18 protein-coding genes are annotated in these 24114 nt (G+C 70.7%); 8 read left to right on the forward strand and 10 right to left on the reverse strand.

Annotated features, from left to right (window positions below):
• The first annotated feature begins 1 nt into the window (after window position 1).
• Window positions 2-1450, forward strand: coding sequence for an Asp-tRNA(Asn)/Glu-tRNA(Gln) amidotransferase subunit GatB (gene gatB, locus MPE_RS00415; protein ID WP_011827687.1), 1449 nt, complete (start codon window positions 2-4; stop codon window positions 1448-1450).
• Window positions 1451-1483: 33 nt separating this feature from the next.
• On the opposite strand, the gene MPE_RS00420 is transcribed toward gatB, so the two are convergent.
• Both MPE_RS00420 and pyrE read right to left on the reverse strand, forming a co-directional pair.
• Window positions 1484-2197: a hypothetical protein gene (locus MPE_RS00420; protein ID WP_011827688.1), complete on the reverse strand. Its 714-nt coding sequence runs from the start codon at window positions 2195-2197 to the stop codon at window positions 1484-1486.
• Between the two features lie 27 nt (window positions 2198-2224).
• Window positions 2225-2929 (reverse strand): orotate phosphoribosyltransferase, encoded by a 705-nt coding sequence (pyrE, locus tag MPE_RS00425; protein WP_011827689.1) that lies wholly within the window; start codon window positions 2927-2929, stop codon window positions 2225-2227.
• A 28-nt stretch (window positions 2930-2957) separates the two neighbouring features.
• Between pyrE and MPE_RS00430 the strand changes: the two genes are divergently transcribed.
• Genes MPE_RS00430 through MPE_RS00445 form a run of 4 tightly spaced genes read left to right on the forward strand, consistent with a single transcriptional unit; the run spans window position 2958 to window position 5923 of the window.
• The gene (locus MPE_RS00430; RefSeq protein WP_011827690.1) at window positions 2958-3749 is read left to right on the forward strand and encodes an exodeoxyribonuclease III; all 792 of its coding nucleotides are present in this window, start codon (window positions 2958-2960) and stop codon (window positions 3747-3749) included.
• A 31-nt stretch (window positions 3750-3780) separates the two neighbouring features.
• Window positions 3781-3999 (forward strand): hypothetical protein, encoded by a 219-nt coding sequence (locus tag MPE_RS00435; RefSeq protein WP_011827691.1) that lies wholly within the window; start codon window positions 3781-3783, stop codon window positions 3997-3999.
• Between the two features lie 30 nt (window positions 4000-4029).
• Window positions 4030-5235, forward strand: a complete 1206-nt coding sequence (locus tag MPE_RS00440; RefSeq protein WP_011827692.1) for an acyltransferase family protein — start codon at window positions 4030-4032, stop codon at window positions 5233-5235.
• A 40-nt stretch (window positions 5236-5275) separates the two neighbouring features.
• Complete coding sequence (locus tag MPE_RS00445; RefSeq protein WP_011827693.1) at window positions 5276-5923, forward strand: MBL fold metallo-hydrolase; 648 nt, start codon at window positions 5276-5278, stop codon at window positions 5921-5923.
• Window positions 5924-5947: 24 nt separating this feature from the next.
• On the opposite strand, the gene MPE_RS00450 is transcribed toward MPE_RS00445, so the two are convergent.
• Window positions 5948-6970, reverse strand: a complete 1023-nt coding sequence (locus tag MPE_RS00450) for a M48 family metallopeptidase (protein ID WP_011827694.1) — start codon at window positions 6968-6970, stop codon at window positions 5948-5950.
• Complete coding sequence (locus tag MPE_RS00455; RefSeq protein WP_011827695.1) at window positions 6967-8502, reverse strand: MFS transporter; 1536 nt, start codon at window positions 8500-8502, stop codon at window positions 6967-6969. The genes MPE_RS00450 and MPE_RS00455 overlap by 4 nt, the downstream gene beginning before the upstream one ends.
• Window positions 8503-8627: 125 nt before the next feature.
• On the opposite strand from MPE_RS00455, the gene MPE_RS00460 reads away from it, so the two are divergent.
• Both MPE_RS00460 and MPE_RS00465 read left to right on the forward strand, forming a co-directional pair.
• The gene (locus tag MPE_RS00460; RefSeq protein ID WP_011827696.1) at window positions 8628-8864 is read left to right on the forward strand and encodes a PA2433 domain-containing protein; all 237 of its coding nucleotides are present in this window, start codon (window positions 8628-8630) and stop codon (window positions 8862-8864) included.
• 114 nt (window positions 8865-8978) lie between these two features.
• Complete coding sequence (locus tag MPE_RS00465) at window positions 8979-9617, forward strand: phosphatase PAP2 family protein (RefSeq protein ID WP_041929481.1); 639 nt, start codon at window positions 8979-8981, stop codon at window positions 9615-9617.
• A 19-nt stretch (window positions 9618-9636) separates the two neighbouring features.
• Here the strand turns inward: MPE_RS00465 and MPE_RS00470 are convergent, their stop codons facing one another.
• The 5 genes from MPE_RS00470 to MPE_RS00490 form a co-directional block, all read right to left on the reverse strand.
• Window positions 9637-10281 (reverse strand): DNA-3-methyladenine glycosylase I, encoded by a 645-nt coding sequence (locus tag MPE_RS00470; RefSeq protein WP_011827698.1) that lies wholly within the window; start codon window positions 10279-10281, stop codon window positions 9637-9639.
• A 52-nt stretch (window positions 10282-10333) separates the two neighbouring features.
• Window positions 10334-10570, reverse strand: coding sequence for a hypothetical protein (locus MPE_RS00475; protein ID WP_011827699.1), 237 nt, complete (start codon window positions 10568-10570; stop codon window positions 10334-10336).
• Window positions 10571-10713: 143 nt separating this feature from the next.
• Window positions 10714-13530, reverse strand: a complete 2817-nt coding sequence (locus MPE_RS00480; protein WP_011827700.1) for a hybrid sensor histidine kinase/response regulator — start codon at window positions 13528-13530, stop codon at window positions 10714-10716.
• Window positions 13531-13604: 74 nt separating this feature from the next.
• Window positions 13605-14210, reverse strand: coding sequence for a 2-hydroxychromene-2-carboxylate isomerase (locus MPE_RS00485; protein ID WP_011827701.1), 606 nt, complete (start codon window positions 14208-14210; stop codon window positions 13605-13607).
• A gap of 150 nt (window positions 14211-14360) precedes the next feature.
• Entirely contained in the window at window positions 14361-20282 is a 5922-nt protein-coding gene (locus MPE_RS00490; RefSeq protein ID WP_041929482.1) for a DUF7379 domain-containing protein, read from the reverse strand.
• Window positions 20283-20455: 173 nt separating this feature from the next.
• Between MPE_RS00490 and MPE_RS00495 the strand changes: the two genes are divergently transcribed.
• Window positions 20456-20959 (forward strand): OmpA family protein, encoded by a 504-nt coding sequence (locus MPE_RS00495; RefSeq protein WP_036235694.1) that lies wholly within the window; start codon window positions 20456-20458, stop codon window positions 20957-20959.
• A gap of 51 nt (window positions 20960-21010) precedes the next feature.
• Here the strand turns inward: MPE_RS00495 and uvrA are convergent, their stop codons facing one another.
• Window positions 21011-24061, reverse strand: a complete 3051-nt coding sequence (gene uvrA / locus MPE_RS00500) for an excinuclease ABC subunit UvrA (RefSeq protein ID WP_011827704.1) — start codon at window positions 24059-24061, stop codon at window positions 21011-21013.
• Between the last annotated feature and the right edge of the window lie 53 nt (window positions 24062-24114).

Below are 24114 nucleotides of genomic sequence, written 5' to 3' on the forward strand. Positions count from 1 at the left end.
CATGAACGTCGCCCCCGCGCTGATCCGTGGTTACGAAGTCGTCATCGGCCTCGAGACCCACACCCAGCTGTCCACCGCGTCGAAGATCTTCTCCGGTGCCCCCACCGCCTTCGGCGCGGCGCCGAACACCCAGGCCTGCGCGGTCGACCTGGCTCTGCCCGGCAGCCTGCCGGTGATGAACCGCGGTGCGGTCGAGCGCGCGATCCGCTTCGGCCTGGCCGTGGGCGGCCAGATCGCGCCGCTGTCGATCTTCGCGCGCAAGAACTACTTCTATCCCGACCTGCCCAAGGGCTACCAGATCAGCCAGTACGAGCTGCCGGTGGTGCAGGGCGGCACAGTGGAGTTCTACCTGGCCGACGTGCCGCACCAGGTGCGGCTGACGCGGGCCCATCTCGAGGAAGACGCCGGCAAGTCGGTGCACGACGCCTTCGACGGCCTGAGCGGCATCGACCTCAACCGCGCCGGCACGCCGCTGCTGGAGATCGTCTCCGAGCCCGACATGCGCTCGTCCAAGGAGGCGGTCGAGTACGCCAAGGCGCTGCACGCGCTGGTGGTGTGGCTGGGCATCTGCGACGGCAACATGCAGGAAGGCAGCTTCCGCTGCGACGCCAACGTCTCGGTGCGCCGGCCCGGCGCGCCGTTCGGCACGCGGCGTGAGATCAAGAACCTCAACAGCTTCCGCTTCCTGCAGCAGGCGATCGACTTCGAGATCCAGTGGCAGATCGACCAGATCGAGGACGGTCTCGCGATCCGGCAGGCCACCGTGCTGTTCAACCCCGACAGCGGCGAGACGCGAGCGATGCGCACCAAGGAAGACGCGCACGACTACCGCTACTTCCCCGACCCTGACCTGCCGCCGCTGGTGATCGCGCCGGAATGGATCGCGCGCGTGACCGGCGAAATGCCGGAGCTGCCGCGCGTGATGGCGGCGCGCTTCGAGCGCGAGGACGGCCTAGCCGCCTACGACGCCTCGATGATGACGCAGAGCCTCGCGGTGGCGCGCTATTACGAGGCCACGAAGGCGGCGGGTGCGCCGGCCAAGCTGGCGGCGAACTGGCTGATGGGCGAGCTGTCGCGGCGGCTCAATGCCGAGGAACTCGGCATCGATGCGAGCCCGGTGAGCCCGGCGACGCTCGCGGCGCTGATCGCCCGCATCGCCGACGGCACGATCTCGAACAACGGCGCGAAGCAGGTGTTCGATGCGCTGTGGAACGGCGAGACGGACGTCGACGCGGTCATCTCCGCCAAGGGCCTGAAGCAGATGTCCGACAGCGGCGAGCTCTCCGCCATCGTCGACGCCGTGCTCGCCGCGAATCCGAAGTCGGTGGACGAATACCGCGCCGGCAAGGACAAGGCCTTCAACGCGCTGGTCGGCCAGGCGATGAAGGCGAGCAAGGGCAAGGCCAACCCCACGCAACTCAGCGAGCTGCTCAAGAAGAAGCTCGGTTGACGGCGGAGAGCGGCGGCCTCCGGCCGGCGCGGCTCAAGGCTTGGGTGGCGGCGCGGCCTGACCGGCCAGCGCCGACTGCGGCAGCGGGCCGAGCGATCCCGGATCGGCGCCACCCCACAGCCGCTTGAGCCGGGCCAGTTCGGCGTCGAACAGCGCCGTGATGCGACCGACCTCGGCCTGCTGGTTGACGATCAGCGCGCGCTGCGCCTCGATGCTCACGTCCACCGACTCGATCTGCCCCTTGAGCTTGCCCGGTAGGTTTTTGCCCTTGTAGAACTCGGCCTCGTCGAGCAGCGGCTTGCGCTCCTTCTGCAGGTCGGCCAAACGCTGCTCCGAGGCCTGGATGCCGCTGCGCGTGGCGTTCAGCGCGGCATCTCGGGCCTTGTTGTGCGCGGCCTCGTTCGGAAAGCGCGCCAGCAGGTTGCGATCGCGGCGGATCGCCTCCTGCTTGTTCGCGCGCTCCTGCGCCTTGCGGCGCTCGGCCTCCTCATGCGCCGCGCGCTCATCGGACGTGAGACTGGGTTGCAGCACGGTGCGCAGCGAACCATCGCTGTTGAGCACGCGCTGCTCGCGGTCCATGCATTCGGCGATCGGGCGGTCGCGCGTGAGGGTGCGGCCGGCGGCATTGGTGCAGGTGTAGATGGCGCTGCCCTGCTTGACCTCCTGCGACGAGGCGTCCACCGCCAGCGACCCCAGCACGCCGAGCATCAGGGCGGCGTTCAGTCCGCGCACACGACAGATCCTCATCCCGCCCGCTCCCCGTTCCTTCATGTCTCAGACGCCGTAGCGATCCCGGTAGGCCTGCACCCGTGGCAGGTGTTGTGCCAGCGCCGGGTCAGCCTGGCGCGCCAGATACTGCAGCAAGTCCGACAGCGTCGCAATCGCACAGACCGCCAGGCCGAGTTCACGCTGCACGAACTGCACCGCGGAATGATCGGCATCGCGCACTCCGTCTTGAGTGGTTTCGGTGGCCCGCTCCTGGCGGTCGAGCGCGATGGCCACGCCGCAGGGTTCGGCCCCGGCGGCCCGGATCATCGCGACCGATTCGCGCACCGAGGTGCCGGCCGAAATCACGTCGTCGATGATCACAACGCGGCCGTGCAGCTTGGCGCCGACAAGGCTGCCGCCCTCGCCGTGGTCCTTGGTCTCCTTGCGGTTGTAGGCATACGGCAGATTGCGGCCGAGCCGGGCGAGCTCGATCGCCACCGCGGCGGCCAGCGTGATGCCCTTGTAGGCCGGGCCGAAGATCATGTCGAAAGCCAGGCCGGAAGCCTGCATCCGGCGTGCATAGAATTCGGCGAGGCGGCCCAGCTTGGCGCCGTCGTCGAACAGCCCGGCGTTGAAGAAATACGGAGACAGGCGCCCGGCCTTGGTCTTGAATTCGCCGAAGCGCAGCACGCCGGCCTCGACCGCGAAGGCCACGAAGTCCTGTGCGAGGTCGTCTCGCGCCGCAGTGCCCGGGCCGCCGAATGTGCTCATCTGGACATCTGAAATAGGTAGGTGCGTCGTGTTGCGTCTGGTCTCGCTCAATCTCAACGGCATCCGTTCCGCGGCCAACAAGGGCTGGGTCGAATGGGCCGAGAAAAGCGCCATCGATTGTATGGGCGTGCAGGAGCTCAAGGCCCAGGCGGCCGACCTGGGCGGGCGTTTCGACCAGGTGGCCGGCCTGAAAGGCCACTTCCACTATGCCGACAAGAAGGGCTACTCCGGCGTCGGCCTGTACACGCGCGGCACGCCGAGCGACGTGATCACCGGCATCGGCGAGCCCGAGTTCGATGCCGAGGGGCGCTACGTCGAGGCCCGCTTCGACACGCCCCAGCGCAAGCTGTCGATCATCAGTTGCTACTTTCCCAGCGGCTCCAGCTCCGACGAGCGGCAGCAGGCCAAGTTCCGTTTCCTGGCCCTGTTCTACCCTTACCTCGAGCTGCTGAAGGCGACCCGCGAGTTCATCCTGGTGGGCGACGTGAACATCGCGCACCGCGAAATCGACCTGAAGAACTGGAAGAGCAACCAGAAGAACAGCGGCTTCCTGCCCGAGGAGCGTGCGTGGATGAGCCGCGCGCTCGACGAACTGGGCCTGGTCGACGTGCACCGCACGCTGCGACCCGACGACACGGGCGAGGCTTACACGTGGTGGAGCAATCGAGGCCAGGCCTGGGCCAACAACGTCGGTTGGCGCATCGACTACCACCTGGCGACGCCGGCGCTCGCCGCGCTGGCGCGTTCGGCGTCGGTCTACAAGGCGCAGCGCTTTTCCGACCACGCCCCGTTGACGGTCGATTACGAACTTTCGCTGTGAACCTGCACGGCGTTTTCCCAGGAGATTTCTCATGCGCACCACGGCCCTGATCGTCGGCGTCTTGTTGCTTGTGGCGGGCGGGCTGATCTCGGCCGGCGTCCTGAGCTTCGACAAGGAAGAAACCGTGGCGAAGCTCGGCCCGCTGGAGATCACCACCACCGACCACAAGAAGCCCGCTCCGGTGGTGGGCTACCTGCTGCTCGGCGTGGGCGCGCTGGTGCTCGTGGCCGGGTTGGTCGGCAGGAAGTGAACGGGTGTCGATCGTGGTCTGGGCGCTCCAATGACGCGGCTCGAGGCCGCTGAGCCGACGCGGGCGACCAACGCCCCTCCCGATCTGACGGAGCTGACGAGCCTGCGTTTCATCGCAGCGCTCGCAGTGTTGGTACTGCACTACCGAGACTTTCTGGGTCCGCTGCCCGGCTGGGTCCTGCGCGGCATCGTGGGAGGGCAGTACGGCGTCACCTTTTTCTTCATCCTCAGTGGTTTCATCCTCACCTACCGTTATCACGGTTGGTTCGCCACAGGGGTCGGCGACGTCGCGTTCTGGCGATTCCAGCGCCTGCGCGTGGCGCGTCTCTATCCGGTCTACCTGTTCGGGCTGCTGCTCGACACACCGTGGCATCTCATCGAACGCGCACAGGTCAGCCAACTGGCCGCCGTTGGGACCACCTACTGGGCTTCTTGGCTGCTCAATGCGGTCGGCCTGCAGGCCTGGGTGCCTGCGGTGCCTTTTGCGATGTTCTGGAACACGCCGGCCTGGAGCGTGTCGGCAGAATTCTTCTTCTATGCGAGCTTTCCGTTCCTGGTGCATTGGCTGAGTCGGCGATTGCGGTCGACGGCATGCCTCGCTTTCGCCTTCGTTCTGGCCGTGTGTGGCGGCATTGCGCTGTACGGTGCGGTGATCTACACGATGAACTATGTCGTTGCGGTCGGTGCGGAGGCGCAATACATCGTGCTGGTCTACAACCCGGTGCTGCGTTTCAGTGAGTTCGTCGCCGGCAGTTTGGCGGGGTGGTATTTCGTACGGATGCAACACCAGCCGGACGGCCTCCGGCACCGGGGCGCTTCGCTAGGATCGGCGCGCAATGTGGTCGTCATGGTGGCCCTCGCCGCCATCGCGGCGCGTGTCTGGATGCCGGACTACACCGGTCCCGATCGCTGGGTCTGGTTGCTCGACGTGTCGGTCAAGTACGGTAGCTTCGTACTGCCGTTCACGGCTCTGATCCTCGCGGTCGCCTCGGGACATACAGTTCTGAGCGGCTTGCTCCTCAGGCCTTGGATGGTCGCGCTCGGTGAGGCCAGCTATGCGCTTTACATCATCCACTGGTCAGGGGTGACGATCCTGAAGATGGGCTACTTCGGCGGGAAGCCCTCGTGGGCGGTGGTTGCCGTGTTCCTGTTCGGCACGGTTGGTGCATCGGTGCTCTGCCATCGATGGATCGAGGCGCCCTGGCGAGCGAAACTGCGCGGACCTTCCGTCTTTTGAGAGGGCGCTTGCGCACGCCGCACGGCAACCCGGTCATACGATGCTCCAGTACCTCACTGTCCCCGTCACCGCCTTCCAGCAGAACTGCTCCATCGTGTGGTGCGACGCCACGCGCCGCGCCGCCGTCATCGATCCCGGCGGTGAGCTGCCGCGGCTGCGGGCCGAGGTGCGGCGGCTGGGGCTCACGCTCGAGGCGATCTGGCTGACCCACGCGCACATCGACCATGCGGGCGGCACCGCGCAACTCGCCCGCGAGGACGCGCTGCCGATCATCGGGCCGCACGCGGCCGACCAGTTCTGGATCGACGGGCTGGCGCAGCAGAGCCGGATGTTCGGCTTTCCCCCCAGCGAGCCGTTCACGCCGACGCGCTGGCTCTGCCCCGGCGGCGTGGACGACCGCGTGACCCTGGGCGACTGCGAGCTCGAGGTGCGGCACTGTCCCGGGCACACGCCGGGGCACGTGGTGTTCGTCTCGCGAGAAGCCCAAAGGGCCTTCGTCGGCGACGTGCTGTTCGCTGGCGGCATCGGCCGCACCGATTTCCCGCTGGGCGATCACGACACGCTGGTGGCGGCGATCCGCACCCAGCTCTGGCCGCTCGGTGATGACATCGTGTTCATCCCCGGCCACGGGCCGGAGAGCAGCTTCGGCCGCGAGCGGCGCCACAACCCCTACGTGCGCGACGTCTGAGCGCCCGCGCTCGCGCCCCTGCGCTCAGCGCGACTGCTCGCGCGTCGGCGTGGCGGGCTTGGTGGCCTTGCGGTCACCGCTGTCGGTCAAACCGGCGTCCCAGCGTTGCGGTGGCTTGGGCGCGCGCTCGTACAGCGGCAGCACCTTCGGCAGGTTGGCCTCGATGTCGCGGATGCGGGTCGGCCCCTGCGGGTGGGTGGAGCCGTACTCGGCCAGCTTGTTGCCGCTGCCCCCACCCCCGCCGCCGGTGGCCTGGCCCATCTTGGTCCACAGGCTCACGCCGGAGCGGGGGTCGTAGCCGGCGCGCGCAGCCAGCTCCATGCCCACCAGGTCGGCCTCGGACTCGTCGTCGCGGCTGAACTTGAGCTGCAGCAGCTGCGCGCCCATGCCGGCGAGGGTGCGGCTGGCATTGCCCAGCCCGAGCAGGGCCGCGCCGATCTCCAGGCCGATGTTGGTGGCGGTCGACTTGCCCATGCGCTCTCGGGCGTGCTCACGCAGCGCGTGCGCGACCTCGTGGCCCATCACCATCGAGACCTCGTCGTCGGTCAGCTTGAGTTGTTCGATCAGGCCCGTGTAGAAGGCGATCTTGCCGCCCGGCATGCAGAAGGCGTTGATCTGCTTGCTGGCCAGCAGGTTCACCTCCCACTTCCAGCCGGGCGCGCGCCCGTTCCATTCAGGCGTGAACGGGATGATGCGCCGCGCGATGGCGCGCAGCCGCACCGTCTGCGTGTCGTCGGCGCCCACCAGCGCGTTCTTGTTGCGGGCCTCCTGCAGCAGTTGCGCGTACTGCTGCGTCGCGGCCTGCTCGACCTGCTCGGCCGGCACCAGCTTCGAGAAGCTCGACTGCTTGCCGACATCGACGCCCTCGCGCGCGCCGGCAGCCGGCAGCAGCAGCGCGGCGCCCGCGCCAGCCAGCGCGGCATTGAAGCGGCGACGCCCGGGGCGGGCGGGCGTAGGGGTGTCCACGGCGTTCTCCGGTGCGTTCAGTCGCGCGAAGGCGGCGCACAGGCTGCAGTGGTAGCGGGGTGACGAGATGAACTGGCTCATGGCGATGAGACTCCGGGCGCGGCTTCGCGTTCCAGCATCCGGCGTACCGACGGCAACAGCAGGTAGGCCGGGAACGACAGCCAGAACGTCAGGAAGAAGTAGACGGCATACCCCAGCTCCTGGGCGCCGATGCCGCCGGCCCAGCCGGCCACCGCGCGGCTGAAGGCGAAGATGCTCGACAGGATGGCGTATTCGGTGGTCGCGCGCGCCTTGCTGGTGATGCCCATCAGGAAGGCGAGGAAGGCGCCGGTGCCCAGCCCGCCGGTGAAGCTCTCGAGCGCACTGGCCGAGTAGACGATGGCCTGGTGCAGCGGCTCGACGCCGATCGTCGCGGCCGCACCCGGCGTCAGCAGCGGCACGGACCAGGCCGCTCCCGCGTAACCGAGGTTGGACAGCGCCTGCCACAGACCCAGCACCCACAGGCCGCGGAAGATGCCGCGCTTGTCGACGTACCAGCCGCCGACCAGCCCGCCAGCGATCGACAGCGCCAGCCCGAGGTTCACGCTGACGAAGCCGATCTGCCCGGCCGTGAAGCCGGCGTCGACCCAGAACGGCTTGACCATGAAACCCATCGCCGCGTCGCCGAGCTTGAAAAGCAGGATGAAGGCCAGCACCGCCACCATGCCGGGCCGCAGCAGCAGCTCGACCCAGGCGCCGAACACCGGCCCGTCGCGCAGCGCCAGCGCCTGCGGTGCGCGCGCCGCACGCACCAGCAGTGCCGCGCCGGCAAACATCAGGCCGACCGGCAGCGCGCCGCGGAACCACCAGGTGGTGCTCACGGCCTCGACCGCGCTCCACTGCAGTGCGCGGGCCAGCGGCCCCAGCACCGGCCACAGCAGGCCGACCAGTACCAGCCCCAGCGCGACCAGGAAGCCCGGCTGGGCGCGCAGCAGGCCGAGCTCCTTGCCCACGCTGCTGGGCGGTGCGCCGACGCGCGGCCGCTCCGCCGGGGCCAGCAGCGCCATGCCGGCATTGAGACCGAACACCACCGCGCCGAGCGCATAGGCCGCGCTCCAGCCGAGCGTGCCCGACACCATCAGCAACACCCCGGCGGTCAGCATCCCGGCGCGATAGAAGCCGATGCGCAGGCCGTTCGCCAGGCCGTACTCTCGCTGGTCGAGCAGCTCGATCGTGTAGCCGTCGGTCGCGATGTCGTTGGTGGCCGACAGCACGGTGAAACAGCCGATGGCCACCCACACCCAGGGCCCGAGCGCGAGACCGAACACGGCGAAGCCGATCATCACGGCGGCCATGCCGAGGTTGGCCGCAGCGACCCACCAGCGGTGCCGGCGCGCCCAGTCGACCATCGGCGCCCACAGGAACTTCACCGTCCAGGCCAGGCCCAGCAGCGACAGCAGACCGATGTCCGCGAGGTTCACGCCCTGCTGGCGGAAGTAGACCGGGAACAGATCGAAGAACACCCCCAGCGGCAGGCCTTCGCTGAAATACAGCAGGGCCACCCAGAACAGCTTGCGCCGGTAGGCGGGGCGGGCCGTCGTGGGGGCGGGCGCAACGGGAGGCACGGCGGTCATTGCGGGCATTCTAGGGAGGGCCCCCGCTGCGCTGTCGCCCCGCCGTCGGCACGGAGTCCAGCGCGGGACTACAGTGCCGACGGGCCCCGACCGTGGCCTATTCCTCATTCACAGGAGACCCGACGATGAAGAAGCTGCTCCCCCTGGTGCTGGCCGTCGCGGCCGGCGCCGCCATGGCTCACAATTGTCCGAACGAGATGAAGGCGATCGACGCCAAGCTCGCCAGTTCACCGAATCTGGGCGAGGCCGACCTGGCCAAGGTCAAGGCCCTGCGCAGCGAAGGCGAGGCCGCGCACAAGGCCGGCAAGCACGACGAGTCGATGAAGGCGCTGGGCGACGCGAAGAAGATCCTCGGCATCTGAGCGCGGCGTGATCCTTGCCCCGCGTTTCGCGCGGGCCGTGCCTTGCGGCGCGGCCCGTTTGTTTTTCCTGGCACCTCGAACCGGCGACGCTCGATCGATCTCCCCACACGCCCGATGACATTCGCACACGCCTCCTGGCACTGGCTCACCCGATTCGGAGAATCCGGCATCGTGATCCCGATGGCCCTCCTGGCTGCTGCGTGGTGGTGGTGGGCCACGCCGAGCCGGCGGCCCCTGTTCGCGTGGCTGCTGCTGCTGGGCTCCGCAGCCTTCCTCACGCTGGTGACCAAGGTCGCGTTCATGGGATGGGGCCTCGGCATCGAGGCGCTCGACTTCACCGGCCTGTCGGGGCACTCGATGCTGGCCGCCGCGATCTACCCGGTGCTGGCGCGCACGCTGGCCAGCCCGGCCGCGGTGCCGCCGCGCTGGGCGATCGTCGCCGGCTATGCGCTGGCGGCGGTGATTTCGCTGTCGCGCGTCGTCATCGGCGCGCACTCGGTGTCGGAGGTCGTGCTGGGCTTTGCGGTGGGCGGGGCGGCGAGCGCGGTCGCGCTGATGCTCGAGACCCGTCATCCGCCGCCGCTGCCGAAGCACTGGCTGGTGGTCGGGCTGGCGGGCTGGCTGACGCTGATGCCCGTGGTCGCCGCGCCATCGGGAACGCATGGGATGGTGCAGCGGCTGGCCAAGGCGTTGTCGGATCGCGACGTGCTCTTCACGCGGGCCGATCTGCACCGCCTGCGGCCGCCCGGCTGAGCGGGCCGGGCCCCGGCCGTCAGCGCGGCGGCTGCAGTCCGCGCCGCGCCTGCAGCGCTCGTTCGCGCACGTGGCAGCCGTCGAGGTGGTCGTTGACCAGCCCCATCGCCTGCATGAACGCGTAGACCGTGGTCGGGCCGACGAAGCTCCAGCCGCGCCGCTTCAGGTCCTTGCTCATCGCCACCGACTCGGGCGAGGTGGTCTGCGTCTTCAGTGTCTCGAGCGTCATGCGGCGGGGGCGCGAGGCGGGCGCCGGCTCATGGCGCCAGGCGTAGGCCGCCAGCGAACCAAACTCGGCGCGCAACTCGATCACACGGCGGGCGTTGTTGAGAGTCGACTCGATCTTGCCGCGGTGGCGCACGATGCCGGCGTCGCCCAGCAGCCGCTCGACATCGCGCCCGGTGTAGCGCGACAGCCGCTCGGCATCGAAGTCGGCGAACGCGGCGCGGAAATTCTCGCGCTTGTTCAGGATGGTGAGCCAGCTCAGGCCGGCCTGGAAGCCTTCGAGGCAGAGTTTCTCGAACAGCCGCCGGTCGTCGGTGACCGGGAAGCCCCATTCGTGGTCGTGGTAGTGCTGGTAGGCCGGCGTGGCCGCGCACCAGGTGCAGCGTGGCGCGCCATCGGTGGCGGTGTCGAACAGGCCGGAGGGAAGCGGTGGGCTCATGCGGTGGACTCCTCGGCGCGCATCATGCCTGCCGGAGAGCCGCCCCGCATCTTCAGTGCAACCACACCGCGACGGCCAGTGCCACCGTCGCGCCGTCTTCCAGGCCGCCGTGCTCGGTGACGGCGAGGCCGCGACGCAGCTCGTAGCTCGAATCGAACCAGCCGCAGGCCGGCAGGCCGTCCTCGGCAGCCGCTGCACGGTCGTCCTCGCGTGCGGCGCGGCGCGCCCGCACCAGGGCCAGCGCCGAGGTCTTGCGGGCGAACAGGCGGGGGGTGAAGCTGAGCATCATGAAGGCCTCCGTTAAGCGTGTGCCTTCAATGTCGTCGCCGCCGGGCGCGGCGACCATCGCCCCGAGGGCGGCCCCGCGGGGGCACCGGGCCGAGGGCCCCCGCGGGGCGAAACCGGAGCGGTGACGGGGCGTGAAAGCAGGCCTCAGGCGGTACCGTCCAGCACGGCGTCGAGCCCGGCCAGCACCTGCGCCACATCGATCGGCTTGGTCCAGTAGTCGTCGAAGCCGGCACGGCGCGCCGCCGCGATCTGCTCGTTCATCGCGTCGGCCGACAGCGCGATGCAGCGCAGCGCCCGTGTCGACGGATCGGCGCGCAGCGCCTGCACCAAAGCCAAGCCGTTGGTATCGGGCAAGTTCATGTCGATCAGCATCAGGTGCGGGGAGAGCTCGCGCGCCAGTCGCAGGCCGCTGGCGCCGTCGTCGGCGATGTGGAGCTGCCAGTCGGGGCGGGCTCGAAACACCTCCTGCAGCAACACCTGGTTCAGCAATTCGTCCTCGATGTAGACCACCTGCCGCTGCGCGCGCCGCGGCGCGGGCGGTTCGTGCAGCAAGGCTGCCGGCTGTGTGGCGAGGTAGGCGCTGCCGCTCGGCTCCTCGGCCTCGGGCAACTGCAGGGTGAAGGTCGAGCCGGCGCCCGGCACGCTGACGACATCGATGCGACCGCCCATCGCCTCGGCCAGCTGGCGTGCGATCACCAGGCCGAGACCGCTGCCTTCGATGCGGCGTCGTTCGGCACCCAGCCGATCGAAGGGTTGGAACAGCCGCGCCTGCTGCTCGGCCGTCAGGCCGACGCCCCGGTCGCGCACCGCGATCTTCACCGTCCCGTCGCTGCGCTGCAGGTTCAAGACCACCGGACTCTGTTCGCCGCTGTACTTGATGGCGTTGGACAGCAGGTTCACCAGCACCTGTTCGAGCGCACGCTCGTCGCCGCTGACCCACAGCCCGCTCGGTGGCGTCGGCTCGATGGTGATCGAGCGCCCGCGCGCCAGCGACTGCACCAGGCTCAGGCTCGCGTGCAGCGCGGCGTCGAGATCGACCGCCAGCGTGCGCACCGCGACCTCGGCGCTTTCGATGCGGCTGATCTCCAGCACGTCGTTGATCAGATTCAGCAGCCGGTTGCCGGCCCGCTGCACGCTCGCGAGGCGCTGCGCCTGCGGAGCCGCCAGCGGATGGTCCTCGTCCAGCGCCATCAGCTGCGTGAAGCCGAGGATGCCGTTCAGTGGCGTGCGCAGCTCGTGGCTCACCCGCGACAGGAATTCGCTCTTGGCGCGGCTCGCCCGCTCGGCCTCCTGCATGCCGCGGGACAACTCGTCGGCCAGCTGCTGCTCGTGCACGTCGCGGCAGGTGCCGATGACACCGGTCGGCGCGCCGGCCTCGTCGCGCGTGGCACGCACCACGAACTCGAGCCAGCGCACGCTGCCATCGGGCTGGCGGATCCGATACCGGCCCTCGAACGGTCGTTCGCCGGCCAGCGCCTCGCCGATACCGGCCATCACGGCGTCGCGGTCGGCCGGATCGATCTGTGCCATCCAGTCGTCGAGCGTCACCCGGCCATGCGGGTACGAAAGTCCGTGATTGATGCAGGCGCGGCGATCGAGGTTGACAAGGCCGTCGGCCAGCACGAACTCGGCGATGCCGATGCGCGCTGCGTCGGCGGCGATCTGCCAGCGCTCTTCATGGGCCTGCAGCGCCTCCTCGATCGCCTTGCGCGCGGTCACGTCGGCGGTGAATCCGTGCCACAACGTACCGCCGTCACCCAGGCGCGTCGGCGCCGCACGCATCTCGAACCAGCGCAGCGAGCCATCGGGCAAGGTCATGCGGAAGCTGTGCTCCAGCCGTGTCAGCCGCGCCGCGCCCTCGGCCAGGGCCTTGCCGAGCGGCGCGAGATCCGGTGGGTGAACGTGGCGGAAGAAGGTCAGCGCATCGGCCTGCAGCGTGGCCGCCGCCATCCCGAGCACGCGTTCGGCGCCATCGCTGACGAAGGGGTAGCCGGCCCGGCCGTCGGGATGCTCCTCGAAGGTGAACAGCATGCCCGGCACCTGCGCGGCCAGTTCGCGCAGCGTGACCTCGCCGCGACGGGCCTCGCTGGCTGCCGCCAGCGTCGACGTGACGTCGCGCACCGTGCCGCGATAGCCCTCGAAGCGGCCAGCCGCGTCGAACACCGGCACCGCGCTGCGCGACAGGTAGAGCAGCCCGCGCGGCGTGTGCTTGGCGGTCAGCACCCGTGCGAACGGCTCCTGGCGGTCGAGCAGCGCCCGGTAGTACTGCGCCGGCACGCGCGGACTCCCGTCGGCGTCGAGCAGCTGGGCGTCGGTGATGGGTTCGCCGAGCTGCCGGCGCGGGTCGATGCCGGTGATGGGCTGGAAGGCGTCGGAAAGCCACCGGTAGCGATGCCGTGCATCGCTCTCCCACATCCAGTCACCGCCGGCGCGCGCGAAGTCGAACAGGCGCTCGCGCAGCTGCGACGCTTCGCGCAGGCCCTGCCGCGACTGCAGCAGTTCGACCGCGGCACAGCCCAGTTGCGCCAGCGCTTCGCGTTCGCCGGCACCGAGCGTGCGGGGCTGGAGGTCGAACACGCACAGCGTCCCGACGGCCAGCCCGTCGATGGCCAGCGGCTGGCCGGCATAGAAGCGCACGCGCGGGCCGTCGGTGACCAGCGGGCTGTCGCGAAAGCGGGGGTCGCGGGCCAGGTCCGGCACGGTGAACAGGCTCTCGCCGAGGATCGCGTGCGAACAGAAGCCCTGGCTGCGCGGAATCTGGGCGAGCTCGAAGCCGCTGCGCGACAGGAACCACTGCGCGTCGTCGTCGACCAGCGAGATCGCTGCCAGCGGCGCACCCGTGAGCCGCGCCGCGCAAGCGGTCAGCGCGTCGAGGCCGGCACCTGCTGCGCCGCCGAGCACCCCGAGCTCGCGCAACAGCGTCAGGCGCTGCGCCTCTCGGGGGTGGAAGGGGATCGGCATGGTGTCGCGGGGGGCGGGCCCGCGTATTGTGGCGTTGCCGCCGCGGCCTCGACCGCCGGCCGGCGGTGCCGCGTTCAGCCGGCCTTCAGGCGCCGTTCGAGGAAATCGAGCCGGTCCTGGCCCCAGAAGATCTCACCCTGCACCACGTAGCTCGGCGCGCCGAACACCCCGGCATCGACCGCCGCCTGCGAATCGGCCTCGTAACGCTCCTGCACCGCCTGCGAGTGCGCGGCCTCGAGCCGCGCGGCCGGCAGCTCGCGCTCGACCAGCAGCGATGCGAGCACCGCTTCGTCGGCGATGTTGCGGTCGTGGACCCACACCGCGCGCAGGATGCTGTCGGCGATGGCCATTGCGGCATCGGCGCCGTCGTGCAGGTCGACCGCGATGATCAGCCGTGCGGCGTCGTCGCCGTTGACCGGGAAGTACTTGGGTTCGAGGTTCAGCGGGGCGTGCAGCCACTCGCTGAAGCGCTTGAGCTCCACCAGCCGGTACGCCTGGCGCTGTGGCGCGCGCTTGCCCAGCGGCAGGCCGCCCGACACCGGGAACACCTTGCCCCCCAGGTCGACGGGCATCACGCGGATCGTTGCGCCGGCCTTGCGGGCGATGTCCCAGAAGCGCAGGTGGCCGAGGTAGGTGTACGGCGACTGCGGCGCCAGGTAGTAATCGATGGTGGGGCGCATGGGGTCTCCGCTCGCGTGGGGATGGGCCGGCGCTCGGGCGCCTGTGCAGCGAGTCTAGAGGCTGCCCGCAATCGGTGCGGCGGCGTACGGGAGTGGCCCTTCACGCCGGTGGCGACCCGCGGCCGCACCGACATCGAGGGCGGGCTGCCGTCAGTGCTCCCCGCGGCCGCAGGTGGCCAGCCGGGCCAGCGCGTCCTCGGTGAGCACCGGCAGCATCTGGCGCAGGTCTTCCCAGGGATGCGGCCCCGGCTGCCGCTGCAGCGCGAGCGACAGGTGGCGTACCAGCAGGAAGCGGTGCTGCAGGCTTTCCACCTGGATCGGCGAGGGCCATCGCACCAGGGCCCGGTCCAGCAGGTCCAGCGCCACGGCGAAGTCGTCGAGCGGATGGGCGGGGTCCTGCAGGTGCGCGAGCAGCGTGCGGGCGACCAGCAGCTCGAGCTTGGTCGTCTGGTGCCAGAAACTCGCCAGGTCGTCCAGCGCCGCCAGCTCGTCGAGCAGCGCGCCGGCCTCCGCGAGCCACAGCGCGATCGGGCCCAGCGCCGGAGACCCGGGGTGCGGCGTGCCGGCCTCGGCGAGGGCGGCCTCGGCCACACCGAGCTCGCGCCGGGCCAGCCCCGCCAGTGCCGCCGCGAGCATGGCGTTCGACAGCGCATAGGCGCGCCGGTCGGCCGCGTCCCCGAAGTGGCGCTTGCTGCGGTACGCGCTGGCGAACAGCTTTGCGGCCTTCACCAAGGCCTCGGCCACGGCGCCCAGCGCCTTGTCCTCGTCGAGCAGCCGGGCCGCCTGGCGCAACACGAAGCCGCCGCGCAGGCCCTGGCGTTCGGACGAGGCCGAAGTCGGCGCCACGTCCTGGTCACCGAGCGGCCAGCGGCCGAGCGTGTCGTTCGACACGTCGTCCAGCCGATCGAGCAGACTCTCTGCGGCCAGTTGCGCGTCGGGTGAGGCCGAGCGCGACAGCGAGTTCACCAGCAGCTCCAGCTGACCGATCTGCACCTGCGAGTAGGCGCTGCGCGCGCCCAGCTGCAGCGCGCGGGCTGCGCTGTCGTGGTCGCCCAGCTCGCGGTAGGCGCAGCCGAGCGCCGAGCGCACCCTTGAATCGCTGAGCCAGGCGCGGCGCGCCTCGTCCGCCGCCAGCGTGGCCAGCAGCCGGTCGATCTGGCCCAGCACCGCCGCCGCCGGCTTGTCGCCGGCCACCGCCACCACCTGCACGATGCGGTCGGCCAGTTCGTGCGCGCTCATGCAGCCGTCGGCATCGCGCAGCAACGAGGTGCCGGCCGACGCGGCGGCGGCACGCGCCGGGGCGTGCAGCCGCCACTGCGGGTCGCCATAGCACTGGTAGGCGCCCCAGGTGTTGTGCTGCGCACCGCTGTCGGCGTGCACCGCCTCGCGGGCCCCGCGAACCGCTTCGCCGAAGGCCTCGCCGTCGAGCAGCGCGCGGTACAGCGTCTTCGCGAACAGCAGCGCCGCCGCGTCGTCGACCTGCCAGCCCGCGGCGACCACCGCCTTCGAACCCATCTTGATGAACTGCAGCGCCAGGCTCGCGGCGAGGATCGGGTGCTTGCGCGGGCCGGTGCCGGGTGTCGTCAGCCCCTCGGCGTCGCGGCCCGAGTAGCAGCAGTTGATGAACACGAATTCGGGTGGCGGACTCATCTGCTCCACGTCGGCCGCGGTCAGCACCTCCTGATCGCTGAGCACCATGCCGGTCTTGCGGACCTCGCGCGCATCGGGTCCGCTGCCCATCGTGCGCACCCACTGGTCGACCACGCCGTGGCCGCACAGGTGCAGCAGGCGGTAGGGCTTCTCGAGCAGCGCGATGCGCACCTGGTCGAAGCTGACCGTCGGGCCGATCAGCGACGACGGCAGCCACTCGCGGTCGTCGTGCAGCAGCAGCTCGTTGACGGCGTGGGCCTCGGCCTCCGCGCCCTCCAGGGTGCTGAAGGCCAGCGGCTCGCGTCGGTCGTCCTGCCAGTTCGCCGTGCTCGGCGCGCCGACGATCAGCGCGTCGTAGCCGGTGATCGCCTGCGGCAGGCGCCGGAAGTCGTCGGTCACGCGCTGGCGCACCAGGCCGGCGTGCACGACGAACGGCCGCGGCGTCTCGCCATCGGCTGGACCGGCGAGTGCCGGGCTCAGCAGTTCCCAGGGGTAGCGCGCCGATTCGTCGTCGACCACCAGCACCGTGTTGTCGAGGTTGGCCAGCCGCTCCTTCAGCTCGTAGGGCAGCAGCATCTGGAACAGCACGCCGCCGAAGCGCGGATCGGTGGGGCTGGCGATGCGGTCGGCGGCGCCGGTCTGGTGGTCGCTCACGCGGTCGATGAAGCGGCGCAGGCTGGCCACGTCGGAATAGACCTGCGTGGATTCGACCCGCGCGCGCTCGCCGATCAGCGCGAAGTTCAGGCCGCCCAGCGCGTCCTGCCTCACCACCAGGCGTTGCCACACCGAGCCCACGGCACGCGGTCGGTAGCCGCGGATGCCGCCCTCGCGCACCTCCAGCACCGGGTGGTCCCAGCGCAGGCGCTCGGCCCATTCGTCGCGCGCCAGCAGTCGCCGCAGCTCGTAGGCTGCGTCGAGCGCGATGTGCTCGTCGATCTCGATCACCTCGACCTCGCGGATGCGCACCGGCTGCGGCCCGCCGGGCATCTGCAGCAGCAGCTGCGCCGCGCGCCACACCCCGTAAAGCAGCCCGGCCAGGCTGTCGCGCGCGGTGACGGCCTGCACGTGGGTGCCGACCAGCACGGTCGACAGCCGCAGGTCGACCGGCTCGCTGCCCCGCGCCGCATAGGGGTCGCGGTGCACGTGCTCGAAGGCATAGCGCAGCACGCCGCGCGTCACCGTCTCCGACAGCAGGCCGGGTGTCAGCTCGCCCACCGTGCCCAGCCCCAGCAGCAGCGCGCCGGGGTAGGCGGGCGGGGTCACGCCGTGGTTGTTGGGTCGCAGATAGTGCCCGGTGCGGCTGGCGCCGACGAACAGCTTCAGGTCGATCAGCCGCTGCAACTGGCCGTCGAGCTTCTCGTCGACGCGCTTGGCGGCACCGGACACACCGTCGTCCTGGTAGTGGCCGACCATCAGCGGGTAGCGTGCGAAATCGAGGCTGCCGTGCACCACCCGCACCTCGATCGGATCGGGGCTCGGTACCGGCTCGGGGCCGCTGCCACCGTGCGCCAGGATGTAGTCGGCCAGCTCGTCGTCGTCGGTCGGCAGCAGCGCCGGCTGCGGGGTCGGGGGCCACACCGTCAGTGCCGTTCCGGCGCCGCGCCGCTGCGGTGGCTGCTGCGGCAGCCGGCGGGTGCGGCCCGCGGTCAGCAGCTCGAAGTAGGCCTCGAAGCTTTCGCGGTGGTCGGGCAGCGTGCCGTGCTCGCAGGGCGCGTACCAGGTGCGCTCGGGCGCCAGCGCCGAGTTCCACGGCACCGTGCCGTCGCCGCCGTCGCCGGCCAGGAAGTCGATGCCGCGGCGGGTGGCGATCACCGCCTCACCCTCGCCGAACACGGTCTCCCAGGCATCCTGCGGCGGGCGCATCTGGAGCACCGTGCTGCCGGTGCCGGCCACGTAGAACACCGAAGGGTCTTCACACAGCGCCTGGAAGCTGTCCTGGAACGGGCGGCTGCGCACGAAGTCACGCGCGGCCTTCAGCACCTGCGGGTCGGGCAGCTGGGCGCCATGCTCGGCCTCGGCGATGCGCTGCCAGCTGGCGGCATCGAACAGGTCGCCGAAGGCCGGGTCGCTGTCGTGCGGCAGCATCTGCAGCAGACCGGGGAAGCCGGCACCGAAGCGCGCCATGTCGCGGTCGGACACCTTGCGCGCCAGCATCGCGAGCATCGTGGCCAGCCGGTACTGACGCAGCAGCAGCATCGCCGGCGCGTAGGAACCCTTGTTCGGCGTGCCCAGCATCACCAGGCGGCTGCCGCGCTGCTTGAGGTCCTGCCACAGCGCCTTGCCGGCGACGTCGACATAGAGCGCCTGGCGCGCCACCAGGCCGCCCATCGAATGCACCAGCAGGTGCACCGGCACCGTGCCGTCGTCCAGCCGCTCGACGATGGCGCGCAGTTGCTCGCGCAGGCCCGCGCCGCTGTGCTCGATCGACAGCCGCCAGTCGAATGGCACCGCGACGACGCGAAAGCGCGAGCGCGCCTCGTCCAGCAGGCGCTCGTAGCTGGCCGCCAGCAGGCCCCCGGCGCGCAGTGCGCTGCCGTCGGCACGCGCGTCGGGATCCTCGAGCCCCAGCCGCTCCAGCGATCCGTCGAGCATCGCGCCGAGCGTGAGCCAGATGCGATCACCGCCGTCGCGGCGCTGCAGCTCGCTGCCCATGATGCCGGGCAGCACCAGCAGGACCGGCTTGCGGGCGTTCTCGCGCAGCCCGAAATCGGCCAGCCAGGCCTCGAATGGCCGCCGGCTCAGCGGGTCGGACTTCAGCGCCTGCAGCAGGCCACGTGTGCGGCGTTCGTCGTCCGCCAGCGCGGCGAAGCCGTCGTCGCGTCCGGCCAGCGCGCTGAACAGCGCACTGCGCGACAGGCTGCCGGCACCGAAGTAGGCGAAGTGCGTGACGGTGGGCCCCTCGCAGCGCAGGCTGCGTGGCGGCTGCGCGCTGCGCTGCAGGCCGCCGAACATCGAGCGCGTGTGGACCACGAAGTCGTGGTCGTGCAGGCCGTAGAACACGTCGCCGAGCAGCGTGACGATGCCGCCCCAGCCCTTGCCGCGCGAATCGCCGGCGATCACGCGCAGGCGGTCGGTCGGCTGCGCGCCGCAGCCGGCCAGCGCCAGCGTCAACGGCGAGCCGGGGATCATCGCTTCCAGCCCGGGCACGATGCGCGCATCGGCGCGGGCTGCGACCAGTGAGCGCACCAGGCGCGAGACGCGCTCGAACGCCAGGCGACCCACGCCGCCGGTCGCGCCGCCGACCGCCAGCCCGACGGCGCGCAGCAGCAGCGACAGGAACAGGTCGGTGCGGCCGTCGGCCAGCAGCGTGCCGCGTGCCGGGCAGGCCACGCGGACGAAGCACCCCGGCCGCAGCCGCTGGGCCGCGCCGGCCAGCGCGGTGAACAGTGGCCGCAGCAGCGGCGCATCGGGGTGCGACGGCTGGCCCTCGCGGCCGGCGTAGGACGCGGTGAAGTGGCGCTGCGCCTGCTCCAGCGTCGGCGCGCTGCGCAGCGCGAACAGCTCGCCCACCAGACCGCCGCGTGAATGCGAAACCACGTCGACCGTGAAGACGCGGTCGTCCGGCAGCGCGGCCAGCAGCGCGCCGACCAGGCCGTGCGCGTTGTCGATCGGGCTGAGGGTGAGGCTGCGGTGCTCCCAGGCCAGCAGCGTGCTGCGCGCAGCGAGCGCGGTGAAGTCGCCTGGCCGTTCTGCGTCGCGCGCCTCGGAGTTGCCGGGGCCGGCCCACAGCGCGCCGAAGCTGCCCTCGGTGGACGACGCAGTGCCGTGCAGGAACAGCAGCACGCTGTCCTTCGCGTCGCTCAGCGGCAGGCTGCCGGCGGGTTGCCAGCTGCCGTCGACCCAGCGCAGCAGCACGCCACCCTCATCGCCCAGCGCGTCGTGCAGGCTGGCGTTCTCGAACGCCGCGCACAGCTTCGCGGCGAGCGGGAAGTCGGCCGCGGCGTTGCCTGGGAACCAGCGCGCGACGCTGCGGCCGAGGATCGCACCGAAGTCGTACAGCTTGTCAAGGCTGGTCGGGTCGGTCAGCTCGCTCACCGTGTAGCGCTCGACCGGGGCGCCGGGCGCGCCGCCGCGCGAGCGGGAGCGCGGGCTGCTCGCCAGGTCGAACGGCAGCTCGATGGTCGGTGCGCCGTTCGCGACACCGCGCTGTGCGGCCGCCTGCCGGCCGTGGCGGGCCGCGAACTCGACCGGGTCGGTGTAGAACACCGAGCCGTCGGCGAAGCGCACCTCCAGCACGGCGCCCGCCTTGCCCAGCTGCACGGCGTCGAGCCCGCGCGACGCGGCGCCGGCGCTGCCGCGCTGCTGGCGTTGCACGCTGGCGCCGTCGGCCAGATGGGCGTCGCACCACAGATCGAAGCTGCGTTTGCCGTGGATGGGAATCGGGGCGGCGCGACCGCTCCTGGCGGTGGACTTGCGGGCCATGGTGTCTCCAGGGAGCGCGTGAACCGCGCTTCATGCGCCGATGTAGCTTCGGCCGCGCAGCCCGTCAATCCTGCGAAGCCTCGGACCGGGGGCGGGCCTCGTGCGGCCCCCGTCACCTTCGCTCCCTAGAATCGCGCTTCGCTCAACAACGGATCTGCCAAGGCAGCACGAACATGTTCGATCAAGAGGATGAAGGCACGCGCATCGGCGTCTGGACGGCCCTGGCCGTGGTGTTCCTGGTGGTGGCCGGCCTGATCGGCGGCCTCGCGATCCGGGCGATGAACGCCGCTGCGGGCGGTGATGGAGCGCAGGCCGTGGCGGGCACCGAGACGCTGGCCTTCGTCGACGGTCCGCTCGAGGGCGAGGTGGTCGGTACGGTCTACTTCGCGGTCGGCCAGGCCGTGCTGCCGGACGGCGCGCTGGTGGCGCTGGACAAGGCGATCCAGGCCGTGAAGGACGCGCCTCAGCAGCGCGTCGTGCTGTCGGGCTTTCATGACGCCAGCGGTGCTGCGGCTCTGAACGCCGAACTCGCCAAGGCGCGCGCGAAGGCCGTGCGTGCGGCGCTGGTGGCCGAGGGCGTGGACGCGGCGCGCATCGCGCTGCGCAAGCCCGACGTGACGCTGGGCGACGGCGCCGCGCCGGAAGCGCGTCGCGTGGAGATCCGGCTGGTGGAGTGATTCTCGCGAGACCCTCTCCCACGTGCGGGGGAGAGGGCGGGACACCGAGCGCTATTCGCCCAGCAGCGGCTGCAGGTAGCGCCCGGTGTGGCTCGCCGGATTGGCGGCCACGTCCTCGGGCGTGCCCACCGCCACCACCTGGCCGCCTCCGGCGCCGCCTTCGGGGCCCATGTCGATCAGCCAGTCGGCGGTCTTGATGACATCGAGGTTGTGCTCGATCACGACGATGGTGTTGCCGGCGTCGCGCAGCTGGTGCAGCACCTTCAGCAGCAGGTCGATGTCGGCGAAGTGCAGGCCGGTGGTCGGTTCGTCGAGGATGTAGAGCGTGCGGCCGGTGTCGCGCTTGCTCAGCTCGAGCGCGAGCTTGACCCGCTGCGCCTCGCCGCCCGACAGCGTCGTGGCGCTCTGGCCCAGCGTGATGTAGCCCAAGCCCACGTCGAGCAGCGTCTGCAGCTTGCGCGCGATGCTCGGCACGGCGCTGAAGTAGGCGTGGGCGTCCTCCACCGTGAGGTTCAGCACCTCGGTGATGTTCCTGCCCTTGTAGAGCACCTCGAGCGTCTCGCGGTTGTAGCGCTTGCCATGGCAGACGTCGCAGGGCACGTAGACGTCGGGCAGGAAGTGCATCTCGACCTTCAGCACGCCGTCGCCCTGGCAGGCCTCGCAGCGCCCGCCGGCCACGTTGAACGAGAAGCGGCCCGGTCCGTAGCCGCGCTCGCGCGCCGCCGGCACCTCGGCGAACAGCTCGCGGATCGGCGTGAACAGGCCGGTGTAGGTGGCCGGGTTGGAGCGCGGCGTGCGGCCGATCGGGCTCTGGTCGACGTTGATCACCTTGTCGAAGTGCTCGATGCCGTCGATCTCGTCATGCGGCGCCGGGTCGAGATGGCTCTGGTAGAGCTTGCGCGCCACCGCCGCGTACAGCGTGTCGTTGACCAGCGTGCTCTTGCCGGAACCCGACACGCCGGTCACGCAGGTCAGCAGGCCGACCGGGATCTCGACGCTCACGCCCTTGAGGTTGTTGCCGCGCGCGCCGGCGATGCGCAGCGCGGTGATCGCACCGCGTTCGGCCCAGGCCCGCTGGCCGGGCGTGGGTTCATTCTTGCCGGCCTTGCGCGGCGGCAGGCCGGCCGCGGCGACAGCGTCGATGTGCGGCGTGGCGTCGCTGCGCCAAGGCGTGCGCTGCCGCGGCACCGCGATGCGCAGCGCGCGGCCGAGGTACTGGCCGGTCAGCGATTCGGGCGCCGCGCACACGTCCGCGAAGCGACCCTGCGCGATCACGCGGCCGCCGTGCACGCCGGCGCCCGGGCCCATGTCGATCACGTGGTCGGCGGCGCGGATCATGTCCTCGTCGTGTTCCACCACCAGCACGCTGTTGCCGATGTCGCGCAGGTGCTTCAGCGTCGCGATCAGCCGGTCGTTGTCGCGCTGGTGCAGGCCGATGCTGGGCTCGTCGAGCACGTACATCACGCCGGTCAGGCCGGAGCCGATCTGGCTGGCCAGGCGGATGCGCTGCGCCTCGCCGCCCGACAGCGTGTCGGCGCTGCGGTCCAGGCTCAGGTAGTTGAGCCCCACGTCGTTCAGGAACTTGAGCCGCGACGAGATCTCGCGCACCACCTTGTCGGCGATCTCCGCCTTCGCGCCCCGCAGCCGCAGCCCGTCGAACACCTGCTGCGCCTCGCGCAGCGTCGCGTGCGCGATCTCGTAGATCGGCCGCGCCGTGCCGCTCGCCACGTCGACCAGCTTCACGTGGCGCGCCTCGCGCCGCAGCCGCGTGCCGTGGCAGTCGGGGCAGGGCTTGGCGGCCTGGTAGCGCGCCAGGTCCTCGCGCACCGCGACCGAGTCGGTCTCGCGGTAGCGTCGCTCGAAGCTAGGGATGATCCCTTCGAAGGGATGCGAGCGCTTCACGATGCGCTTCTTGCCGCTCGCGGCCTCGCTGGCGTAGACGAAGGCGATCTCGGTCTCGCCCGAGCCGTGCAGCAGCACCTGCCGGTGCTCGGGCGCGAGCTGCTCGAACGGCGTGTCGGTGTCGAAGCCGTAGTGCCGCGCCACGCTCTCCAGCATCGAGTGCGTGTAGGCATTGCGCCGGTCCCAGCCCTTGATCGCGCCGCTGGCGAGGCTGAGCGACGGGAAGGCGACCACGCGCTCCGGGTCGAACACCGTCACCTCGCCGAGCCCGTCGCAGCTCGGGCAGGCGCCCACCGGCGAGTTGAACGAGAACAGCCGCGGCTCCAGCTCGGCCAGCGAGTAGCTGCAGATCGGGCAGGCGAACTTCGCGGAGAACAGGTGTTCCTGGCCGGAATCCATTTCCCACGCGATCGCGCGGCCGTCGGCGAAACGCAGCGCGGCCTCGAAGCTCTCGGCCAGGCGCTGTCCCATCTCGGGCCGCACCTTGAGCCGGTCGATCACCACGTCGATGTCGTGCTTCTCGTTCTTCTTCAGCTTGGGCAGGTCGGTGATCTCGTGCACCGCACCGTCGATGCGGAAACGCACGTAGCCACGCGCCTGCATGTCCTCGAACAGCTCGCCGTGCTCGCCCTTGCGCTCGCGCAGCACCGGCGCCAGGATCATCAGCCGCGTGTCCTCGGGCAGCGCCAGCACCGCGTCGACCATCTGGCTCACGCTCTGGGCCTGCAGCGGCAGTTCGTGGTCGGGGCAGAACGGCGTGCCGGCGCGGGCGTACAGCAGGCGCAGGTAGTCGTGGATCTCGGTGACGGTGCCGACGGTCGAGCGCGGGTTGTGCGAAGTGGCCTTCTGCTCGATGCTGATCGCCGGCGACAGGCCCTCGATCACGTCGACGTCGGGCTTGTCCATCAACTGCAGGAACTGCCGCGCATAGGCGCTGAGGCTCTCGACGTAGCGGCGCTGGCCCTCGGCGTACAGCGTGTCGAAGGCCAGGCTCGACTTGCCCGAACCCGACAGCCCGGTGATCACCACCAGCTGCAGGCGCGGGATGTCGAGGTCGATGTTCTTCAGGTTGTGGGTGCGCGCGCCGCGCACGCGGATCGTCGCGGCGGGCTCGGCGGCCGGCAGGCGGCGCGGCGCGGCCTCGTGCCCGTCGGCGGCTGAGGCTGCGGCAGCGCGATCGGGTGGGGGCGTGTCCAGCATGGTGGGTTAGGGCCTGTTAACGCTACCGGAGGGCTCGCGCCCGTGCTGCGCAG

Origin of the sequence: Methylibium petroleiphilum PM1 (assembly GCF_000015725.1) — a bacterium.
Classification (GTDB): domain Bacteria; phylum Pseudomonadota; class Gammaproteobacteria; order Burkholderiales; family Burkholderiaceae_C; genus Methylibium; species Methylibium petroleiphilum.

Bases quoted from the DNA above. Each gene is read 5' to 3' on its own strand.
- MPE_RS00480 (WP_011827700.1), bottom strand. From the start codon at position 13,530: ATGCCGATCCCCTTCCACCCCCGAGAGGCGCAGCGCCTGACGCTGTTG.
- gatB (WP_011827687.1), top strand. From the start codon at position 2: ATGAACGTCGCCCCCGCGCTGATCCGTGGTTACGAAGTCGTCATCGGC.
- MPE_RS00450 (WP_011827694.1), bottom strand. From the start codon at position 6,970: ATGAGCCAGTTCATCTCGTCACCCCGCTACCACTGCAGCCTGTGCGCC.
- MPE_RS00465 (WP_041929481.1), top strand. From the start codon at position 8,979: ATGACATTCGCACACGCCTCCTGGCACTGGCTCACCCGATTCGGAGAA.
- MPE_RS00470 (WP_011827698.1), bottom strand. From the start codon at position 10,281: ATGAGCCCACCGCTTCCCTCCGGCCTGTTCGACACCGCCACCGATGGC.
- MPE_RS00495 (WP_036235694.1), top strand. From the start codon at position 20,456: ATGTTCGATCAAGAGGATGAAGGCACGCGCATCGGCGTCTGGACGGCC.
- MPE_RS00460 (WP_011827696.1), top strand. From the start codon at position 8,628: ATGAAGAAGCTGCTCCCCCTGGTGCTGGCCGTCGCGGCCGGCGCCGCC.
- MPE_RS00485 (WP_011827701.1), bottom strand. From the start codon at position 14,210: ATGCGCCCCACCATCGATTACTACCTGGCGCCGCAGTCGCCGTACACC.
- pyrE (WP_011827689.1), bottom strand. From the start codon at position 2,929: ATGAGCACATTCGGCGGCCCGGGCACTGCGGCGCGAGACGACCTCGCA.
- MPE_RS00445 (WP_011827693.1), top strand. From the start codon at position 5,276: ATGCTCCAGTACCTCACTGTCCCCGTCACCGCCTTCCAGCAGAACTGC.
- uvrA (WP_011827704.1), bottom strand. From the start codon at position 24,061: ATGCTGGACACGCCCCCACCCGATCGCGCTGCCGCAGCCTCAGCCGCC.
- MPE_RS00435 (WP_011827691.1), top strand. From the start codon at position 3,781: ATGCGCACCACGGCCCTGATCGTCGGCGTCTTGTTGCTTGTGGCGGGC.
- MPE_RS00455 (WP_011827695.1), bottom strand. From the start codon at position 8,502: ATGACCGCCGTGCCTCCCGTTGCGCCCGCCCCCACGACGGCCCGCCCC.
- MPE_RS00490 (WP_041929482.1), bottom strand. From the start codon at position 20,282: ATGGCCCGCAAGTCCACCGCCAGGAGCGGTCGCGCCGCCCCGATTCCC.
- MPE_RS00440 (WP_011827692.1), top strand. From the start codon at position 4,030: ATGACGCGGCTCGAGGCCGCTGAGCCGACGCGGGCGACCAACGCCCCT.
- MPE_RS00475 (WP_011827699.1), bottom strand. From the start codon at position 10,570: ATGATGCTCAGCTTCACCCCCCGCCTGTTCGCCCGCAAGACCTCGGCG.
- MPE_RS00420 (WP_011827688.1), bottom strand. From the start codon at position 2,197: ATGAGGATCTGTCGTGTGCGCGGACTGAACGCCGCCCTGATGCTCGGC.